Here is a 14,084-nt window from a genome sequence, read left to right on the forward strand (position 1 = left end):
AAAAAAGCGGCAATTGCCGCTTTTTTGATTCAACCTTTATTCCTTATGCTTTGTGCTTTAAACATTTCACAATTTCATCGCCTTCGGCGATTCCTACTTTGTGCTTTATACTTTGTGCTCTATGCTTTCATTTCTTTTAAAGCATTCCAAAACGCCATCTTCAGCGTCTTCTCCGCATCCGTTAAAGACGAAATATAGCGAGGGAAGAAATAGACAAGTTTAGATTCAATCTTTTCGATCTCAGTCGTAGGCAGTTCACCTTGCCAAGTGGCAGGTTGTTGACCAATGAAGATATAACGCTGAGCGCTGGTTTCTTTCAAGAATTCAGAAAGACTTGATTCTTCCTCTGATGGGGTGTAAATGGACCATTCGGTGGGTCCTAATACTAAGGGAGGAGCAGAAAAAATGAGTTTCAGGCGGGAGAGTTCGGCTTCGGCGATTTGGCCTACAACGACCCAAGGAGTAGCAATCTTAGGCTTCACCGCCGCGATCGATTCCTCTTCCTGAACAAGGGCCGGGGTTTCCGCTAGCTGCGATTCAGTCTTATCCTGCGGGACCCAATAGATCTCGTCGAACTTGTACAAATCAGCTAAAGAAACCCCTTCCATTTGTTTATGCTAGAGAACCTCTTAACACACATGCTTCGCGGTCTGGACCTGTCGAGATGAAGTTAATAGGTAAGTTCAAGTGCTTTTCTAAGAATTTAATGTAGTCTGCAAGCTCTACTGGCAACTCGTTAAAGTCACGCATGCCTTCAAGGCTGCAAGCCCAACCTTTCAAGGTTTCGTATACCGGCTTCACTTTGATATCCGTGATTTCGAAAGGAATTTGGTCAGTAATTGAACCATCTGGCATTTCGTAAGCGGTACATACTTGAATCTCGTCAAATATATTCAAAACGTCTGCCTTCATCATAATCAACTGAGTCACCCCATTGATCATCATGGCATATTTCAAAGCTGGTAAATCAATCCAACCACAACGGCGCGGACGACCTGTCGTAGAACCGAACTCACGGCCTTCCACCCGCATTCTTTCACCTACTTCATCTTCTAATTCCGTTGGGAATGGACCAGAACCTACGCGTGTTGCGTATGCTTTGAAGATTCCGAAAACCTCACCAATGTTCTTAGGTGCGACACCTAAACCGGTACAAGCACCTGCGGTGATCGTGTTTGAAGAAGTTACGAAAGGATAAGAACCAAAGTCCACATCAAGAAGTGATCCTTGAGCTCCTTCCGCTAAAATAGTTTTACCCGCGTTGATGGCGTGGTTCACGGAGTATTCTGAATCCACTAAGTGGAATTCTTTCATAAAAGCAACCGCCTCGAAGAATTCCTTCTCAGCCGCCGCTAAATCATATTCGAATTTATATACGTCCAAAATCGCTTTATGGCGATCGACTAATGCCTTGTATTTGGCAGAAAAATCAGGTGAAATCATATCCCCTACACGTAATCCCTGACGCGAGATTTTATCCGTATAAGTAGGTCCGATTCCTTTTAAAGTCGAACCGATTTTCGCGTCCCCTTTCGCTTTTTCATACGCCGCGTCCAATAGACGGTGCGTAGGCAAGATGATAGAGGCCTTTTTAGAGATTTCTAAATTCTTGCGAAGATCTAGGTTAAAGTGCGCTAGGCCATCGATCTCTTTTTTGAAGATGATGGGGTCTAAAACGACACCGTTACCGATGATATTTTGAACTTCTTGGCGGAAAATTCCGGATGGAATTTGATGCAAAACGTGCTTAAAACCGTCGAATTCTAAGGTGTGACCAGCGTTAGGTCCTCCTTGAAAACGAGCTACTACTTGATACTTCGGTGCTAGAACGTCTACGATCTTTCCTTTCCCCTCATCACCCCATTGTAAGCCTAATAATACATCAACTGCCATAATATTGTTTTATTCTTGATTTCTTGCTTGATAATTCGCTCTGTGCTCACAATTCTTATTCGTGCAAGAGCCGTAAAAAATAAGGGAATGGTGCATCACATTGAATTGCAACATTTCACCTACTAAACTTTGGATAGTCTGCACTCGAGGATCACAAAATTCGGTCACTTTGTGGCAATCGGTACAGATTAAATGATCGTGTTGCCTACGTCCATAGGACTTCTCGAATTGTGCTTGATTGCGCCCAAACTGATGTTTCACCACTAAATCGCATTCCACTAACACATCGAGAGTGTTGTAAACCGTAGCTCTAGAGACTTGGTATTTCTTGTTTTTCATGGAGATATACAACTCCTCCACATCGAAGTGATCGTCCCGTAAATAGATCTCTTCCAGGATCGCAAAGCGCTCCGGAGTCTTCCGCAAACCCTTGTTTTCCAGGTAGGCAGTGAAGATCTTTTTTACTGAATCTAGTTTATCTAATTCTTGGGACATTTATGGAAAAAAAACGACGTAAAATAAGCAAAAATAACCGACATAAACTAAGAAACTTTCCGCTCTACTTCGATTACACCTGGAACTTGTTCCATTTCAGCACTTAGGTTATCTAGGTGCGCTGTGTCTTGTACCATAAGTGAAATTTGACCTTCAAATAATCCATCTTTCACCCCGATCGTCAAGGCCGTTATGTTCACTTGCAACTTCTCTGAAATTAAGCGCGTTACGTCATTGACTAAACCTACGCGGTCGATACCTCGAATAATTAAATCCACCACGAAAGACATGGCGATTTGGGAGGTCCACTGGGCTTTGATTACGCGATCCCCGTGACGGGAAAGTAATTCCGGCGAGTTCGGGCAGGCGGCGCGGTGAATTTTGATCCCCTCATTGATGGTCACAAATCCAAACACTTCATCTCCCGAAATCGGATTACAACACTTCGCCAGCGTATAATCCACCTTATCCATATCCTCTCCGATCAACAGCGTATCCGATTCCTTACGCTCCTTGTGGTATTGCTGCATTTCCTTTTTGAAGGATTTGCCATCCGTAATTGGGGCTTGAATCGCTTTTTCTGCCTGTTTTCGCTCGTGCAATTCCCGATCTAACTTCCAGTGCTTCAGTTGATCGATATTGATGTAGGCCTTGCCAAAACGGTAGAATAAATCGTTCGCGTCTTTGGCATTAAAATAGGCGCGTAGTTGATTCGTAATCTCTAAAGACAAGATCGGATAGCCTAAATGCTTCAGTCTTTGCTCGATCAAATCGCGGCCTTTTATCAAGTGGGACTTGTTCTCCTCCTTGATGTAATTCTTGATTTGGGCTTTCGCCTTCGTGGTAAAAACGATACGCAACCAATCCTCTGATGGCTTTTGCTTCGACGAAGTTAGGATTTCGATCTGATCCCCATTCTGCAATTTGTGTGAAAGGGGAACTAATTTCCCTCCTACTTTCGCCCCAATACAACGGGCGCCTACCTCCGAGTGAATCTCGAATGCGAAGTCCAAAGCCGTAGCGCCAGATTGCAAGACAATCAACTTACCTTTTGGACTAAACACAAAAACCTCTTCGTGGTATAGCGAGTTCTTGATGTCCTCCACTAATTCCACGGCAGACTGACTCTTATCATTCGCTTCGATCGCCTCGCGCACCTGGGATAACCAAGATTCGAAAGCCTCACTCGTCCGCGTATCCGTACCTTTGTACTTAAAGTGTGCCGCCACCCCTTTCTCCGCAATCTCGTCCATGCGTTTTGAACGAATTTGCACCTCCACCCAACGACCTTCTTTGTCGTGCGCAAAAGGCTTGCTCATCACCGTGGTGTGTAAGGATTCGTAACCGTTTGATTTAGGGGTAGATACCCAGTCTTTCAAACGACTCGGGTTAGGGCGGTAATGATCCGTCACAACAGAATATACCTCCCAGCAATCTGATTTCTCTCTTTCGACCGGCACATCTAACACGACACGGACCGCAAAAAGATCGTATATTTTCTCAAAAGGGGTATTCCCTTTTTTAATTTTATTGTAAATGGAAAAGATGGATTTGGGACGGCCTTTAATGCTGTAGTTCAGACCGCGCTCATCCAAAGTCTTTTTAATCGGCTTGATAAAATTATCTACAAAGCTTTCCCGAATACGCTTGTTTTCACTTAATTTATCCGCAATCTCTTTGTAAGCCTCTGGCTCTGTGTGTTTTAGACCTAAATCCTCTAATTCCGACTTAATTGCATTCAAACCGAGGCGATGGGCTAAAGGAGCATATAAATAGATCGTTTCTGAGGCGATTTTCAACTGCTTTTCTTTGGCCATACTCGTCAGCGTACGCATGTTATGCAAGCGATCCGCGAGTTTTATCAGGATTACCCGAATGTCATCAGAGAGCGTCAAAAGCATCTTCCGGAAATTCTCCGCTTGTTGCGAAGTTCCGTATTCGAATGTTCCCGCGATCTTCGTCAGGCCATCGATAATGGAGGCGATTTTAGGATTGAATTGTTTTTCAATTTCAGCCAAAGTCGTATCCGTATCTTCCACCACATCGTGCAATAAAGCAGATATAATCGAAGTGGTGCCTAATCCGATTTCCTCTACACAAATTTGGGCTACTGCTAGTGGATGGTAGATATAAGGTTCGCCCGATTTACGGCGCATCTCTTTATGTGCCTCCGCAGAAATCAAGAAAGCCTTCTTGATTTGCTTCGCATCATCATCCTTTAAAAAAGGCTTCGCTGTACGCAGTAATTTGCGGTAGCGTTTCAAAATCTCTAAACGTTCCTTTTCTAAATCTATCTGCATCTTAATCCTTTTGAATCAGGGCAACTGCCATAGCAGAAATCCCTTCAGCTCTTCCTACAAATCCTAAACCTTCTGAAGTGGTGGCTTTGACCGAAATTTGGTCTACCTCCACGCCCATCACGAGCGCTAAATTATCTTTAATGGCAGGAATGATCGGATTTAATTTCGGTTGATCTAGAATCACCGTCACATCCGCATTAGCTAATTCCCAACCGGCTTCGCGAATCATTTCCATCACTTTTTTCAATAAGAGTGTCGAGGCAACGCCCTTCCACATGGGATCCTTATCTGAAAAATGGTAGCCGATATTGCGCATATTCGCGGCACCTAAGAGTGCATCGCACAAAACGTGGCACACCACATCCGCATCTGAATGACCTAGAGGCCCTTTATCTGACGGAATCTCCACACCACCTAGGATACAAGGTCTACCCTCTACCCAGCGATGCACATCATATCCTTGTCCTACACGAATTTTCATTTGGCTATTTTTTTATAGTATAAGGTATTCGTTTTCCCTTCGATAAACAAGCGCTGAGCCCATTTTTCCACTTCCTCTTGCTGAACTTTTTCTATTTTCTCAGCTTCTGTATTCACTAAATTAGCATCACCAGCGTTCGCCGCCATGGCTAAATTCATCGCGCGATTTAACACCTCAACCTCCCCAAAAACCAAGCTCGCCTCCGACTGATTTTTCACCATCTGCAAATCCTTTTCAGAGATCTGCGACTTGGCGAAATCGTGGATGGCCTTCTCTAAAGCGGCCTCCGCTTTTTCAATTTCCACCTCATCGCTTACCTGCCCTTGGACGATTAAGAGACCCGGATCAATTGAACTAGTTTGGTAAGTACCTATCGTATCGAATAGACGTTGCTTTTGCACTAAATGCTCATAGAGATAAGAGGATTCCCCTCTTCCGAGTAAATCGGCCATTAAATCAATCGCATGATATCCTGGTTCATAGCGCCCTACAACACGATATGCCTTGTAAATCCGATTCGCAGGTACATCTGCCACGATTTCCATTGTACGGTCCTCTTGTTGCTCAGGCTCTTGCGGTAAATGACGAACAGGTTTAACACCTGAGGCGATAGGTTCAAACCATTTCTCAGCGAGCGCTTTTACTTCTGCGAGTTTTACACGACCCGCCACTACCAATACGGCATTGCTAGGTACGTAATGTTTCTGGAAGAAGGCTTTTACATCTTCCATTTTGGCCTCCTCAATATGCTGAATTCCTGCTCCAATGGTGGGCCAGCGGTAGGGATGTTTCGTATAAATCAAAGGTCTAAATTTCAACCAAACATCGCCATAGGGTTGATTCAAATAGCGTTGTTTAAATTCCTCGATCACCACTTTGCGCTGCGTCTCTAAACTTTGCGTATGAAAAGCTAATTGCTTCATGCGATCCGATTCAAGCCAAAAAGCGGTTTCGATGTTTTGAGCTGGAACCGAAATATAGTAATTCGTTAAGTCAGGGGTCGTAAAGGCATTATTTTCGCCACCTACCTTTTGTAAAGGGGTATCGAACGAGGGAATATTTTCTGAGCCTCCGAACATTAGGTGCTCGAATAAATGCGCAAATCCCGTCAGATTCTCGTCCTCATCCCGTGAGCCTACATTGTAGATCACGTCTACCACCGCCATCGTCGTTGCCGAATCTTCATGCACGATTACTTGAAGGCCGTTTGCGAGGGTAAATTGTTCGAATGAAATCATGTCTTAGGGATTATAAACAAAAGTAAAAAAATCGACCCAAAAACCACATAGCTTAACTAAATTTGCGCGGTAAACATTTCTCATGATTCGGGCCATTTTCCTCCTACTCCTTTTTGCATCGACTTTGAAAGCACAGCTTTTGCAGGATCCGGTGTCCAAAGCACAGATCACCCAAGGCCTCACGAATTTATACCAATACGATTTCAAAGAGTCTACGGCTATTTTCAATTCCTTGAAAGCGAAATACCCACGCCACCCAGCTCCTTATTTGTTATTAGCGATGCAATGGGAGCAACAGTATTTTCCGCTAAAAGATCATCCAGCCCAAAGTCGCCTCTATTTAACCCACTTAGAAAAGGCCTACGAGTTAGCTCAACAACAATATGATGAAGATGAGACTAACCTAGAAGCCTCCTTCTTTTGCACGGCTTCGCTCGGTTTTTTAGCAGCTTATGAGGCGGACGAACAGAATTTCATGAAAGTCGTTTCCTATGCCAAGAAGGCTTATAGCTTCTTGAAAATCGGTTTGCAAAACACCGAAAAACAGCCAGAGTTTCTTTATTCAACAGGAATGTACAACTATTACAGCGTTGCCTATCCCGAACTGCACCCGGTATTAAAACCCTTCATGTTTCTATTTCAGGATGGCAATAAACGCCTGGGATTGAACCAATTAGAGGCAGGAACGCGTAAAACCACTTTCGTAAAGAATGAATCCCTATTTTACATGGGATATGTTCAAAACAAGTACGAAGGCAACCCTTTGCGGGCTTTGGCCTACAACCAAATCCTCAGCGAAAACTTCCCAAACAACCACTGGTATCTACTCCAGCGGGCTGAATTACTTACCCTAGCTGGCAAATTTGAAGAGGCTGAACCCTTTATCGACAAAATGGAGTCCTTAAAATCGCCCTATTATACGGGTGCGGCCTATACCCTTCGCGGTATGCGGGAGGAAGTAGAAAGAAAAGACTTACGAAAAGCAGAGTATTTGTATACAAAATCGACCCATTTCCCCTTCGAAGAACGCCTTACGAAAGACATCAGAGGACTCGCCTATCTGGGACTCGCACGTATTTCCTATCGAGAAAAAAAGTATCACTTATTTAAAAAATACCTGAAACAATCTGCGGATTTTATTGAGTATAAAAACTCGTTAATCGAGTACAAACGCCTGAATCATGGAAAGTAGAGAAGCTGGAATCGAACGTCTATACCCTAAAATCACGGGCCGCATGTCCGCGCGCTACTACTATTTAATCCAGCTACGCAAGCAATTAGAACGGGTTATCTTCCTGTATGTGCGCAATTCCCCGCATCAATTATTGGCTGATTACGGTTGTGGAAATAAGCCTTACGAACCTTTGTTCAAGCCCTTTGTGGAGCAATACATCGGTTTGGATTTAGCCTATAATATAAAAGCAGACGTGGTAGTCGATCCGGCCGGAATCATTGATATGCCAGAAGAAAGCGTTGGTTTCGTGCTTTCGACGCAGGTTTTAGAACATGTGGAGGATCCCAAAGCCTACCTAAAAGAGGCACACCGCATTTTAGAAAAAGAAGGCAAATTAATTTTATCTACGCACGGCTATTGGATGTTCCATCCGGATCCGACAGATTTTTGGCGTTGGACATCTACGGGATTGAAAAAAATCGTGACTGAGGCCGGATTCGAGGTGGTGTATTTCGAAGGGATTTTAGGCCGTTCCGCGATGGGATTGCAATTATTTCAGGATGGTTTATTATTTAAACTGCCAAAGCCCTTGCGCTTTATCTTGTCCTTGATCTTGCAACCCTTGATTATCTTTTTCGATAAAATTATCACGGCGAAATCCCGCAATGAAGATGCCTGCACATTTGTATTAGTGGCTAAGAAAGTCTAGCTTTTTCGTAAGCGATGGTAGCTTCTAGGGCTTCATCAAAGGAGGTAACCCGCCATGGCATTATGGAAGCTAATTTCGAGGTATCTAAGCAGATCTTTTGCACATCCGTCACCTTAGCCTCTTTGTACTCGACTTGGAATGCGGGTAGTTTCGCTTGAATACGTTCGATAATCGTTTGCAAGGTCAGTGACTCACCCGAGCCCACATTGATGGTCTCATTTTTCACCCCGGCCTTGATCAACCCTGCCATCGCATGGCCAATATCCCCGGCATAAATATAATCCTTCGCTTGCGACCCATCTCCCCAAACCGTCATCACCTCCCCTTTCAAGGCTTTTCTTACCGCAATATTAATCACCCCTTGTTTAGGCGAGCGGTGAAACGAACCAAAAGGATTCGACAAGCGCAAAATCAAGTAATCAATTTGGTATAATTTCGCATACAATTCGATGTAATGCTCCACGGCCAGCTTGATAATTCCGTAGGAAGAAATAGGCTTGCAGGGATAGTCTTCGGTCACTTTTTCCTGGTTGACGTTTCCATAAACCGCTCCTCCAGTCGACAAATAAAGCAATTTAGAAACTTGGTGCTTCTTCATCATCTCCATCAAACCGATGGTAGGCAATAAATTAGATTCGATATCCTGACGGATATTTTCGGAAGAAATCGCGGGAATAATCGAGGAGGCGAAATGAAATACGCGATCAAAGGAATGCTTTGTGAATAAGTCATCCAAAGCTTGCATATCCGCATAATCCCCCGCCACAAACGTAACAAAAGGGGGAAACTCAATTCCCTCAGGCTTCTCGTGCGCGAAAACAACGACCTCGTTTTCTGAGCCCTGCTGCTGCAAATATTCCAGCCAGTTTAGCCCCAAAAAACCACTCCCACCTACGACTAAATTTTTCTCCATGACGCGTATTTGCTGTAAAAATAGCCGAAAAATTTAGCTAATTTCGGTTTTAGATTAAAAATCAGCCCTGAATGCGTTTAATCATTGCCCGCTCTAATTTCTTTTCTTATTCCGAGACTTTCATCGAGGAGCAAATCAACCAATTAGAACCAGTCGATGTTTTATATGAAGGATGGCAACCCAGCCGACTAAAAGGAGGTGGTTACATTTACCCCATTCCTTTTTCGATACTAACAGTGAGAGGCGTTCTCCGACGCGCGCTACCGGGACTTTACCAGAAAATTTACACGTATTACCTCCAGCGTTTTTTACACGAACAGAAAATAGACGCCTTCCTAGCGAATTATGGACCTTTAGGTGCCAATATCTATGAAGCATGTGCGGCTGAGGGCATCCCCTATTCCGTCGTTTTTCTCGGCTTCGATGCGGCAGAAAAGAAAACACTCGACACCTATGGTTCCCGTTACGCGACCTATTTGCCGCGGGCAAAAGCCATCATCTGTGTGGCAGAATCCATGCGGGCAAACTTGGAAGCCATTGCGGGTCCTTTGCCTAATTTACATGTGATTCCGTGTGGGGTGGATGTGTCCAGGTTTACGCCTGGAACTCCACGCGAAGGATTTAATGTCATTTCGGTGGCTCGTTTTGCTGAAAAGAAAGGTTCCTTAAAAAGTATTCAAGCGTTTGAGATTTTATTACAGGATTTTCCAGAAGCACAATTACGGATGGTGGGCGATGGACCACTTTGGGAAGAAGCAAAGGAATATGTGTCCGCTCACGGACTTTCCGGCAACATCCATTTCTTAGGCGCCATGGGACAGTCTGATTATTTGCCTTTGTTGCAGGAATCCAATGTATTTATTCAGCATTCCGTTTTAACGCCGAGTGGAGATTCAGAGGGAACTCCGGTAGCTATTCTAGAGGCCTCCGCTTGTGCTTTGGCCATTTGTTCTACTAGACATGCAGGCATTCCGGACGCTGTTGTAGAAGGAAAAACAGGACTTTTAGTGGACGAACATGATGTAGAAGGAATGGCTTCTGCCCTCAAAGACTTTGCGAATGATCTCGAAAAAACGAGACTGATGGGTGCCGCCGCAAGAGAACACATGGAAGAGCATTATGACGTGGTAAAGCTGTCGGCTAAAATCAAAGGCCTCCTCGTATAAAGAATGCCCCGCAAAATCGTATTTTTGTAAATTACATTCAAAACAAGGCATGGGGATCGTCATCCGACAAAGTTTAAAGGGCTCTATCGTTACCTATTTAGGGACAGCGATCGGGACATTTAATGTGATCTTCCTGTACAATAAGTTTCTTTCACAAGAGCAAGTCGGATTAATTGCCGGTGCCTTAGTGAGTATTCCGCTCATTTTCGCTTCGTTTACCCAGCTGGGAATCCCGCACATTGCGGTACGATTTTTCCCTCATTTCGATGATCCAGCGAATGGCCACAAGGGCTTTTTTACCTTTTTATTAGTAGCCCCGCTATTCGGATTGAGCCTTTTTGTGCTAGGCTATCTCGCATTAAAACCAGTCTTTTTCGAGATTTACAACACGAATTCCCCCTTATTACCGGCCTATTTTTACTACATCATCCCGTTGACGGCTAGTTATTTATACATGAGCGTGCTGGAGGCCTATGCCCGGGTGCATTTGCGCATTGTGGTGCCTGCCATCATTCGAGAATTGTATTTGCGGGTTTCCAATGGGGTTTTAGTCATTGCTTTTGCCTTTGGTTATTTGACCTTCAATCAACTCATTTTAGCTATTACCCTTTCTTATGTGGTAGCAGTGGCCGGTTTATTAGCCTATATAAAACAGTTGAAGCGCTTTTATACCAAAGTAGATTTCTCGTTTTTACGCACTCCGGTTTTCAAGGAAATGCTGTCATATGGGGGTTGGGTGATTTTAGCTGGGGCGAGTTTTACCTTGATTCAGCACATCGAAAAGGTGATGTTACCTGCCTATATGGGGGGCCTAGGAACGACGGCGATTTTTGACATTAATTCACGGATGGCTATTATGATTTCTATTCCTAGAAACGTGATTGCAGCGATTGCTGCACCTATTTTAGCACAGGCCTGGAACCGAAATGACCGCGAAAATATTCAGGATATTTACCAAAAATCCTCCCTCAATCTCCTCCTCATCGGTTGCGTCCTTTTTCTGTTGATCTGGTGCAATTTGGACTTCATCTATACCATTATCCCGCGCCACGAAATCTACGAGGCAGGCCGCTGGGTGGTCTTTATGGTCGGTTTAAGCAAGATTATCGACATGGGAACGGGCTTAAATTCTGAAGTATTAATCAACTCGAAATACTACCGCTACGACCTCATTTTCTACATTATTTTAGCCATCGGATTAGTCGTGGGAAATTTGATTCTCATTCCAATGTATTCGTATAACGGTGCGGCATTAGCCTCTTTAATCGCTTTAGCGGGATATAATGTATTGAAATTCGGTTTCATTTGGTGGAAATTAGACTTGCAACCCTTCGATTTTCGATCACTAGGCATCCTCCTAGTCAGTGTGTTCATTTACATTTTAGTTTCCCAAATCCCGGTTATCGAAGGGAGTCCTTTGGTTGCCTGGTTTTTAAATGTGGGTGTTCGAACTGCGGCCATCGGAGGATTATTTATCCTCGCGGTCACGAAATTCAAACTTTCTCCTGACATCAGTGAGCTAGTTATTAATTGGTTTAAAAAATGAAAATAATGTCCCTGGCCGGTGGCCTGCCTCACTATTATAACCTAGTCCTGAACAAATTGCAATGCGATTATGGGGTTGAGGTTTGCGTGGTGGTGCCCACAGAAAAAGGGGCTACCTTAGGTGCTGGGGTGTATACGTCGGACAAAGGCATTGAATTCAAGGTTTTTCGTAGAGAAGAGTATACGACCTATTACGGGAAGAAGTTTTTCAGAGGGTTGAAGGAATTGATTTTGGCAGAAAAACCTGACGTCCTGATGGTCAACTGGCCCTACCAAGCCTCTTTTGTTTTCTATCCAGGCTGGTACCGCTTTTTGAGACAACATAAAGTGGCGCTTATTTCCAAAGAAATTCCCTTTCAAGTACCCCATTACGAAAATGCCATCTCCTATTATTTACAGGGAGGCGGTATGACGGAAAACAACCAAGCCCACCAATCGAACCCATCTCTACTGGCTCGTTTGAAGTTCTTGATTGTTCGCGAAACCAGAAAACGATTCTCAAATTTGGTGGATGCCCACATCAATTATTTAGACGAGGCAATAGCCCTACACGGAAGCTATGGTGTTCCCGCTGAAAAGGTATTTATCACAGCGAACTCCCCTGACACGGATGCCTTATTAGCTACAGCTAACGAGTTAAAAGATACTCAACCGAACCCTTTCCGGCTTTTGCATATTGGGCGTTTAGTCAAATGGAAGCAGGTGGATTTATTGATCGAGGCAGCCATTGCCTTGCGCACGAAATTCCCAGAAACGGAATTAAGTATCGTGGGCGACGGTCCAGAACTGGAAGCTTTGAAGGCGCAGGCAGCGGGCCACGATTTCATTCAGTTTCACGGAGGTATTTACGACCCCAAAGAATTAGGCAAAATCACCTGCGAATCAGGAATCTATGTCTTAGCTGGCATGGGCGGACTGTCCATCAATGAGGCGATGTGTTTCTCGAAACCAGTCGTTTGCTCTGTGGCAGATGGAACCGAAAAACGCCTCGTGCGCGAGGGATATAATGGACATTACTTCGAATCGGGCTCTTTATCTAGCTTACAGTCAGTTATTGAGAAGCTTTTTACAAAGCCTGAAAACATTGCCTTAATGGGACAGCGTTCGAGGGAGATTATTGAGAAGGAGATTAATATTCATTCCGTGCTATCTAACTATATGGAAGCGTTCAAGTGGGCAGTGGACAGTCGCTAGTCGCTAGTCGCTAGTCGCTAGTCGAGAGAGGAGAGTAAAGAGTAGAGATAATAGATTAATATGAGCGAAGAACGTTTTCAAACATTACATCCGCAAAAAGGAAAGGTGAATAAAAACATTGCTTTGGACAAATACCTTTTCATTAAAAGTCACCTTTTAGACATTTTAACTGAGTCTGAATTATCGCACTTGGAGTTGATGGAGGAATTATTTTCTAGAGTTAATGGTAAATTCACAGGCGGAGTTCAATGGTATGGGGAAACGGTAAAACTGGATTTAGAAGCTAGACAAATTATTGCGCGTACAAGTGGTAAGCCACAAAAATATAAACTGAAATCATGAATAAAATACAACTATTACTTATCCTATTGCTAGGCATGACGACAGTTAGCCTGGGACAGGCGGATCCATTTACGGGATCAGAAAAAATCAGTAAAAAGCAGTATGACTTTACTCATTTTACGAAGATTTCTTTGCTAGATATTGATGGAGAAACCGAAATAACAACGGGCGATTCATTCAAAATTGAAATTAAAATGAGAGAAAAGTATCTGCCTATTCTCTTCGTATCGGAAAATAATAATGAACTTCAAATCAAGTTCAATTACACGAGGGAAAACAATAAATACATCTTTGACCCTCGAATTCGAATCAAAATAACCTGCCCTTCACTTACGGAGGTTTACAAACAAGGGAATAGCTCTGTTCGTCTACATGTAAAAAATCAAAGTGCTTTTTTCTTATCTAACGAAGGAAACGGAAGCGCCACTTTAAAAGGGAAATTAGAGGACTTGAAAATAAAAAATGAGGGCAACGGGAAAACCGATGCCAGAAAACTCGTTGCAAAAAATGTACAGGTCGAATCTTACGGCAATGGAAATGTTCTCATCCAAGCTACAGAGTATGCTTCCGGAAAAAGAAATGGGAATGGACTGATCATTCAGGAAGGAAAAGCTCCATTAAAACTAAACTAAAA

14 protein-coding genes are annotated in these 14,084 nt (G+C 43.7%); 7 read left to right on the forward strand and 7 right to left on the reverse strand.

What is annotated here, in order from left to right; translation table 11 throughout:
• Window positions 1-119: 119 nt before the first annotated feature.
• The 6 genes from V7S74_RS09245 to V7S74_RS09270 are packed head-to-tail and all read right to left on the reverse strand — an operon-like array spanning window position 120 to window position 6,407.
• On the reverse strand, window positions 120-608 hold the full coding sequence (locus V7S74_RS09245; RefSeq protein WP_406778473.1) for a hypothetical protein: 489 nt from the start codon (window positions 606-608) through the stop codon (window positions 120-122).
• A 4-nt stretch (window positions 609-612) separates the two neighbouring features.
• On the reverse strand, window positions 613-1,893 hold the full coding sequence (locus V7S74_RS09250) for an adenylosuccinate synthase (protein WP_406778474.1): 1,281 nt from the start codon (window positions 1,891-1,893) through the stop codon (window positions 613-615).
• A 9-nt stretch (window positions 1,894-1,902) separates the two neighbouring features.
• Window positions 1,903-2,388 carry a Fur family transcriptional regulator gene (locus V7S74_RS09255; RefSeq protein ID WP_130895069.1) on the reverse strand — a complete coding sequence of 162 codons (486 nt, stop codon included), beginning with the start codon at window positions 2,386-2,388 and terminating at the stop codon, window positions 1,903-1,905.
• A 47-nt stretch (window positions 2,389-2,435) separates the two neighbouring features.
• Entirely contained in the window at window positions 2,436-4,688 is a 2,253-nt protein-coding gene (locus V7S74_RS09260; RefSeq protein ID WP_406778475.1) for a RelA/SpoT family protein, read from the reverse strand.
• 1 nt (window position 4,689) lies between these two features.
• Entirely contained in the window at window positions 4,690-5,169 is a 480-nt protein-coding gene (ispF, locus tag V7S74_RS09265; protein WP_406778476.1) for a 2-C-methyl-D-erythritol 2,4-cyclodiphosphate synthase, read from the reverse strand.
• Complete coding sequence (locus V7S74_RS09270) at window positions 5,166-6,407, reverse strand: M16 family metallopeptidase (protein ID WP_406778477.1); 1,242 nt, start codon at window positions 6,405-6,407, stop codon at window positions 5,166-5,168. Before V7S74_RS09270 ends, ispF begins: the two co-directional genes overlap by 4 nt.
• Window positions 6,408-6,489: 82 nt before the next feature.
• Here V7S74_RS09270 and V7S74_RS09275 point away from each other — a divergent pair, with 82 nt between their 5' ends.
• Entirely contained in the window at window positions 6,490-7,599 is a 1,110-nt protein-coding gene (locus V7S74_RS09275; protein WP_406778478.1) for a hypothetical protein, read from the forward strand.
• Window positions 7,589-8,290: a class I SAM-dependent methyltransferase gene (locus tag V7S74_RS09280; protein ID WP_406778479.1), complete on the forward strand. Its 702-nt coding sequence runs from the start codon at window positions 7,589-7,591 to the stop codon at window positions 8,288-8,290. Before V7S74_RS09275 ends, V7S74_RS09280 begins: the two co-directional genes overlap by 11 nt.
• Here the strand turns inward: V7S74_RS09280 and V7S74_RS09285 are convergent.
• Window positions 8,277-9,203, reverse strand: coding sequence for an NAD-dependent epimerase/dehydratase family protein (locus tag V7S74_RS09285; protein ID WP_406778480.1), 927 nt, complete (start codon window positions 9,201-9,203; stop codon window positions 8,277-8,279). The genes V7S74_RS09280 and V7S74_RS09285 overlap by 14 nt on opposite strands.
• Window positions 9,204-9,274: 71 nt before the next feature.
• Between V7S74_RS09285 and V7S74_RS09290 the strand changes: the two genes are divergently transcribed.
• The 5 genes from V7S74_RS09290 to V7S74_RS09310 are packed head-to-tail and all read left to right on the forward strand — an operon-like array spanning window position 9,275 to window position 14,082.
• Window positions 9,275-10,369, forward strand: a complete 1,095-nt coding sequence (locus V7S74_RS09290; protein WP_406778481.1) for a glycosyltransferase — start codon at window positions 9,275-9,277, stop codon at window positions 10,367-10,369.
• A gap of 49 nt (window positions 10,370-10,418) precedes the next feature.
• The gene (locus tag V7S74_RS09295; RefSeq protein ID WP_406778482.1) at window positions 10,419-11,915 is read left to right on the forward strand and encodes a lipopolysaccharide biosynthesis protein; all 1,497 of its coding nucleotides are present in this window, start codon (window positions 10,419-10,421) and stop codon (window positions 11,913-11,915) included.
• Complete coding sequence (locus V7S74_RS09300; protein WP_406778483.1) at window positions 11,912-13,108, forward strand: glycosyltransferase family 4 protein; 1,197 nt, start codon at window positions 11,912-11,914, stop codon at window positions 13,106-13,108. Before V7S74_RS09295 ends, V7S74_RS09300 begins: the two co-directional genes overlap by 4 nt.
• 60 nt (window positions 13,109-13,168) lie before the next feature.
• The gene (locus V7S74_RS09305; protein ID WP_406778484.1) at window positions 13,169-13,450 is read left to right on the forward strand and encodes a DUF6958 family protein; all 282 of its coding nucleotides are present in this window, start codon (window positions 13,169-13,171) and stop codon (window positions 13,448-13,450) included.
• Complete coding sequence (locus tag V7S74_RS09310; protein ID WP_406778485.1) at window positions 13,447-14,082, forward strand: GIN domain-containing protein; 636 nt, start codon at window positions 13,447-13,449, stop codon at window positions 14,080-14,082. Before V7S74_RS09305 ends, V7S74_RS09310 begins: the two co-directional genes overlap by 4 nt.
• Window positions 14,083-14,084: the final 2 nt, after the last annotated feature.

It is taken from the genome of Aquirufa novilacunae (assembly GCF_045310505.1).
Taxonomy (GTDB): Bacteria; Bacteroidota; Bacteroidia; order Cytophagales; family Spirosomataceae; genus Aquirufa; species Aquirufa novilacunae.

Bases quoted from the DNA above. Each gene is read 5' to 3' on its own strand.
- V7S74_RS09300 (WP_406778483.1), top strand. From the start codon at position 11,912: ATGAAAATAATGTCCCTGGCCGGTGGCCTGCCTCACTATTATAACCTA.
- V7S74_RS09245 (WP_406778473.1), bottom strand. From the start codon at position 608: ATGGAAGGGGTTTCTTTAGCTGATTTGTACAAGTTCGACGAGATCTAT.
- V7S74_RS09270 (WP_406778477.1), bottom strand. From the start codon at position 6,407: ATGATTTCATTCGAACAATTTACCCTCGCAAACGGCCTTCAAGTAATC.
- V7S74_RS09290 (WP_406778481.1), top strand. From the start codon at position 9,275: ATGCGTTTAATCATTGCCCGCTCTAATTTCTTTTCTTATTCCGAGACT.
- V7S74_RS09255 (WP_130895069.1), bottom strand. From the start codon at position 2,388: ATGTCCCAAGAATTAGATAAACTAGATTCAGTAAAAAAGATCTTCACT.
- V7S74_RS09305 (WP_406778484.1), top strand. From the start codon at position 13,169: ATGAGCGAAGAACGTTTTCAAACATTACATCCGCAAAAAGGAAAGGTG.
- V7S74_RS09285 (WP_406778480.1), bottom strand. From the start codon at position 9,203: ATGGAGAAAAATTTAGTCGTAGGTGGGAGTGGTTTTTTGGGGCTAAAC.
- V7S74_RS09280 (WP_406778479.1), top strand. From the start codon at position 7,589: ATGGAAAGTAGAGAAGCTGGAATCGAACGTCTATACCCTAAAATCACG.
- V7S74_RS09250 (WP_406778474.1), bottom strand. From the start codon at position 1,893: ATGGCAGTTGATGTATTATTAGGCTTACAATGGGGTGATGAGGGGAAA.
- ispF (WP_406778476.1), bottom strand. From the start codon at position 5,169: ATGAAAATTCGTGTAGGACAAGGATATGATGTGCATCGCTGGGTAGAG.
- V7S74_RS09260 (WP_406778475.1), bottom strand. From the start codon at position 4,688: ATGCAGATAGATTTAGAAAAGGAACGTTTAGAGATTTTGAAACGCTAC.
- V7S74_RS09275 (WP_406778478.1), top strand. From the start codon at position 6,490: ATGATTCGGGCCATTTTCCTCCTACTCCTTTTTGCATCGACTTTGAAA.
- V7S74_RS09295 (WP_406778482.1), top strand. From the start codon at position 10,419: ATGGGGATCGTCATCCGACAAAGTTTAAAGGGCTCTATCGTTACCTAT.
- V7S74_RS09310 (WP_406778485.1), top strand. From the start codon at position 13,447: ATGAATAAAATACAACTATTACTTATCCTATTGCTAGGCATGACGACA.